This is a genomic window from Streptomyces sp. XH2, assembly GCF_049725035.1.
Taxonomy (GTDB): domain Bacteria; phylum Actinomycetota; class Actinomycetes; order Streptomycetales; family Streptomycetaceae; genus Streptomyces; species Streptomyces roseoverticillatus.
The window spans coordinates 1-4,482 of the sequence record NZ_JBMMMZ010000009.1 but is presented as its reverse complement, the minus strand read 5'-3'; the positions used below and the strand labels follow the sequence as shown (position 1 = coordinate 4,482).

4 protein-coding genes are annotated in these 4,482 nt (G+C 71.5%); all 4 read left to right on the top strand.

The features are described 5' to 3' along the window. Positions 1–113: 113 nt before the first annotated feature. On the top strand, positions 114–2,165 hold the full coding sequence (shc, locus tag ACOTKD_RS19165) for a squalene--hopene cyclase (RefSeq protein ID WP_424890192.1): 2,052 nt from the start codon (positions 114–116) through the stop codon (positions 2,163–2,165). Continuing rightward, a complete protein-coding gene (locus ACOTKD_RS19160) occupies positions 2,165–2,815 on the top strand; it encodes a 1-hydroxy-2-methyl-2-butenyl 4-diphosphate reductase (protein ID WP_424890191.1) in 651 nt (216 codons plus the stop codon). The genes shc and ACOTKD_RS19160 overlap by 1 nt, the downstream gene beginning before the upstream one ends. 5 nt (positions 2,816–2,820) lie before the next feature. After that, positions 2,821–3,843, top strand: a complete 1,023-nt coding sequence (hpnH, locus tag ACOTKD_RS19155) for an adenosyl-hopene transferase HpnH (RefSeq protein ID WP_106674215.1) — start codon at positions 2,821–2,823, stop codon at positions 3,841–3,843. Positions 3,844–3,869: 26 nt separating this feature from the next. Continuing rightward, the coding region (locus tag ACOTKD_RS19150; RefSeq protein WP_424890489.1) for a flavodoxin-dependent (E)-4-hydroxy-3-methylbut-2-enyl-diphosphate synthase at positions 3,870–4,482 on the top strand (613 nt) is incomplete at its 3' end.

Below are 4,482 nucleotides of genomic sequence, written 5' to 3'. Positions count from 1 at the left end.
TTTCACCCGTCCTTGGGGTGGGCGGCGGCCGGCGGGCGATATTGCTCATGGCGCCGGCCGACGGAGCCCCCAGGAAGGCAGAGAAGGAAGCTCACTGCAAAAAAGGGGAAACCATGACAGCGACGACCGACGGAAGCACCGGGGCCCTGCCGCCCCGCGCTGCCGCGGCCACCGACAGCACCACAGCACAGAGCACCACAGCACAGAGCACCACAGCACAGAGCACCACGGCACAGCCCCCGCTCCCGGAGGGCGAGGCGCCCGGCGCCCTCGCCGCCGCCGAGCGGGCCACGGCCCTCGCGGCCGAACACCTTCTCTCCCGCCAGGACGAGCAGGGCTGGTGGAAGGGCGACCTGGAGACCAACGTCACCATGGACGCCGAAGACCTGCTGCTCCGTCAGTTCCTGGGCGTGCGGGACGAGGAGACCACCCGCGCCGCCGCCCTGTACATCCGCTCCGAGCAGCGCCCGGACGGCACCTGGGCCACCTTCCTCGGCGGGCCCGGCGAGCTCTCCACGACCATCGAGGCCTACGTCGCCCTGCGGCTCGCCGGTGACGCCCCCGACGCCCCGCACATGGCCGCCGCCTCGGCGTGGATCCGCGAGCAGGGCGGCATCGCCGCCTCCCGGGTCTTCACCCGCATCTGGCTCGCCCTCTTCGGCTGGTGGAAGTGGGAGGACCTCCCCGAGCTGCCCCCCGAGATCATGTTCCTGCCGAAGTGGTTCCCGCTGAACCTCTACGACTTCGGCCAGTGGGCCCGGCAGACCATCGTGCCGCTCACCGTGGTCTCCGCGAAGCGCCCCGTGCGCCCCGCGCCGTTCGCGCTCGACGAGCTGCACACCGATCCGGCCCGGCCGAACCCGCCGCGCCCGCTCGCCCCCGCCGCCAGCTGGGACGGCGTCTTCCAGCGCCTCGATGCGGCCCTGCACCACTACCGCCGGTTCCCGCTGCGCCGCCTGCGCCGCCTCGCGCTGGAGCAGGCCGCCCGCTGGATCGTCGAGCGCCAGGAGAACGACGGCTGCTGGGGCGGCATCCAGCCGCCCGCCGTCTACTCGATCATCGCCCTCCACCTCCTCGGCTACGACCTGGGCCACCCCGTGCTGCGCGAGGGCCTGAAGTCGCTGGACCGTTTCGCCGTCCGGCGCGAGGACGGCAGCCGCATGATCGAGGCATGCCAGTCCCCGGTGTGGGACACGTGCCTGGCGACCATCGCCCTCGCGGACGCCGGCGTGGCGCCCGACCACCCGGCGCTCGTCAAGGCCGCCGACTGGATGCTGGCCGAGCAGATCGACCGCCCCGGCGACTGGGCGGTGCGCCGCCCCGGGCTGACCCCCGGCGGCTGGGCCTTCGAGTTCCACAACGACACCTACCCCGACATCGACGACACGGCCGAGGTCGTGCTGGCCCTCAAGCGGGTCCGGCACCCCGACCCGGCGCGCGTCGAGACGGCCGTGCGGCGGGCCGCCCGCTGGAACCTGGGCATGCAGTCGAAGAACGGCGCCTGGGGCGCCTTCGACGCCGACAACACCAGCACGCTGCCCAACCGGCTGCCGTTCTGCGACTTCGGCGAGGTCGTCGACCCGCCGTCCGCCGACGTCACCGCGCACGTCGTGGAGATGCTCGCCTTCCTCGGCGAGCGGCACGACCCGCGCACCCGGCGCGGCGTCGAGTGGCTGCTGGCGGAGCAGGAGGAGAGCGGCGCCTGGTTCGGCCGCTGGGGCGTCAACTACGTCTACGGCACGGGCTCGGCGGTCCCCGCCCTCGTCGCGGCCGGCATCCCCGTCTCGCACCCGGCGGTCCGCCGGGCCGTGCGCTGGCTGGAGAGCGTGCAGAACGACGACGGCGGCTGGGGCGAGGACCTGCGCTCGTACCGCGACTCCGAGTGGATCGGCCGCGGCACCTCCACCGCCTCCCAGACGGCGTGGGCGCTGATGGCCCTGCTCGCCGCCGGCGAGCGGGAGGGCAAGGCCGTGGAGCGGGGCGTGGCGTGGCTGGTGGACACCCAGCGCCCGGACGGCTCCTGGGACGAACCGCACTTCACCGGTACGGGATTCCCCTGGGACTTCTCCATCAACTACCACCTCTACCGCCAGGTCTTCCCCCTCACGGCCCTGGGCCGCTACGTGCACGGGGAGCTGTTCACCCCCGACCGCCTGGAGGCGTGATGACGTACGGCACGGGCAGCTCCGGCCCCGCACCGCTGCTGGTCGCCTGCGCGCTCGGCATCGAGCGCCTCGCGCTGCGCGGGGGCGCCCCCGGCGAGGCGGCCGGGCCCGTGACCGTCCTGCGCACCGGCATGGGACCGCAGGCCGCGGACCATGCCGTCACCCGTGCCCTGCACGACCCGGCGATGCGCGAGGCGGCGGTCGTCGCCACGGGCTTCTGCGCCGGCCTGGCCCCGGGGATGCACCCCGGGGACCTGGTCGTCGCCGACGAGACCCGGGACGGCGCGGGCCGCACCGAGTGCTCGGGCGTCGAGCTCCTCGCCAAGGAGCTCGCCCGCGCCGCGCCCCGGCGCGTCATCCACACCGGCCCGCTCGTCGGCTCCGACCACGTCGTGCGCGGCGCGGAGCGGGCGGCCCTGCACGCCGCGGGGGCGCTCGCGGTGGACATGGAGTCCGCGGCCACGCTCCGGAGCGCCGTCCGCGCGGGCCCGCGCCCGGTTGCGGCCGTCCGGGTGGTCGTGGACGCTCCAGAACATGAACTCGTCCGAATCGGGACGTTGCGCGGTGGAATATCGGCTTTCCGGGTTCTGCGCACCGTCCTCCCGGCTTTTATCGAATGGCACCGTTCTTTACTGCTCCCCAGGAGGTGAGCCAGATGGCCATGCCACTCCGCCAGTCCATCCGGGTAGGAACGTATCTCTTTGAACAGAAGCTCAGGAAGCGCGAGAAGTTCCCGCTGATCGTCGAGTTGGAACCGCTTTTCGCCTGCAATCTCAAGTGCGAGGGCTGCGGGAAGATCCAGCATCCGGCCGGCGTGCTCAAGCAGCGCATGCCGGTGGCCCAGGCCGTCGGCGCCGTGCTGGAGTCCGGGGCGCCGATGGTCTCCATCGCGGGCGGCGAGCCCCTGATGCACCCGCAGATCGACGAGATCGTGCGGCAGCTCGTGGCCAAGCGGAAGTACGTCTTCCTCTGCACCAACGCGATGCTCCTGCGCAAGAAGATGGACAAGTTCACGCCGTCCCCCTATTTCGCGTTCGCGGTGCACATCGACGGGCTGCGCGAGCGGCACGACGAGTCCGTTGCGAAGGAGGGCGTCTTCGACGAGGCGGTGGCGGCGATCAAGGAGGCCAAGCGGCGCGGCTTCCGGGTCACCACCAACTCCACCTTCTTCAACACCGACACTCCGCAGACCATCGTCGAGGTGCTCAACTTCCTCAATGACGACCTGCAGGTCGACGAGATGATGATCTCGCCCGCCTACGCCTACGAGAAGGCCCCCGACCAGGACCACTTCCTGGGCGTCGAGCAGACCCGGGAGCTGTTCAAGAAAGCATTCTCCGGGGGGAACCGGGCCCGCTGGCGGCTCAACCACAGCCCGCTCTTCCTGGACTTCCTGGAGGGCAAGGTCGACTTCCCCTGCACCGCCTGGGCGATCCCCAACTACTCCCTCTTCGGGTGGCAGCGCCCCTGCTACCTGATGAGCGACGGCTACGTCCCCACGTACCGGCAGCTGATCGAGGAGACCGACTGGGACAAGTACGGGCGCGGCAAGGACCCGCGCTGCGACAACTGCATGGCCCACTGCGGATACGAGCCGACGGCGGTCCTCGCCACCATGGGGTCGCTGAAGGAGTCGATCCGCGCGGCCCGCGAGAGCGTCGCCGGGAACCGGAGCTGACGGCCGTGGCCGCCTCCGCGGGACCGGTGTCCCTCGGGCTCCCCGGCGTGCCGGTCCGGCCGCTCGCGGTGCGCCGCCCCTCGCGGCGCATCCAGGTCGGGCCGGTCGCCGTGGGCGGTGACGCGCCCGTCTCGGTGCAGTCGATGACCACGACCAGGACGTCGGACATCGGTGCCACGCTGCAGCAGATCGCCGAGCTGACGGCTTCGGGCTGCCAGATCGTGCGTGTGGCCTGTCCGACGCAGGACGATGCGGATGCGCTGCCGGTGATCGCGAAGAAGTCGCAGATCCCGGTGATCGCGGACATCCACTTCCAGCCGAAGTACGTGTTCGCCGCCATCGATGCCGGCTGCGCCGCGGTGCGGGTGAATCCGGGCAACATCAAGCAGTTCGACGACAAGGTCAAGGAGATCGCGAAGGCGGCCTCCGACGCGGGCACCCCCATCCGGATCGGTGTGAACGCGGGTTCGCTGGACCGGCGTCTGCTGCAGAAGTACGGCAAGGCGACGCCTGAGGCGCTGGTGGAGTCGGCGCTGTGGGAGGCGTCGCTGTTCGAGGAGCACGGTTTCCGCGACATCAAGATCTCGGTGAAGCACAACGACCCGGTGGTGATGGTCAACGCGTACCGTCAGCTGGCGG

Bases quoted from the DNA above. Each gene is read 5' to 3' on its own strand.
- shc (WP_424890192.1), top strand. From the start codon at position 114: ATGACAGCGACGACCGACGGAAGCACCGGGGCCCTGCCGCCCCGCGCT.
- ACOTKD_RS19160 (WP_424890191.1), top strand. From the start codon at position 2,165: ATGACGTACGGCACGGGCAGCTCCGGCCCCGCACCGCTGCTGGTCGCC.
- hpnH (WP_106674215.1), top strand. From the start codon at position 2,821: ATGGCCATGCCACTCCGCCAGTCCATCCGGGTAGGAACGTATCTCTTT.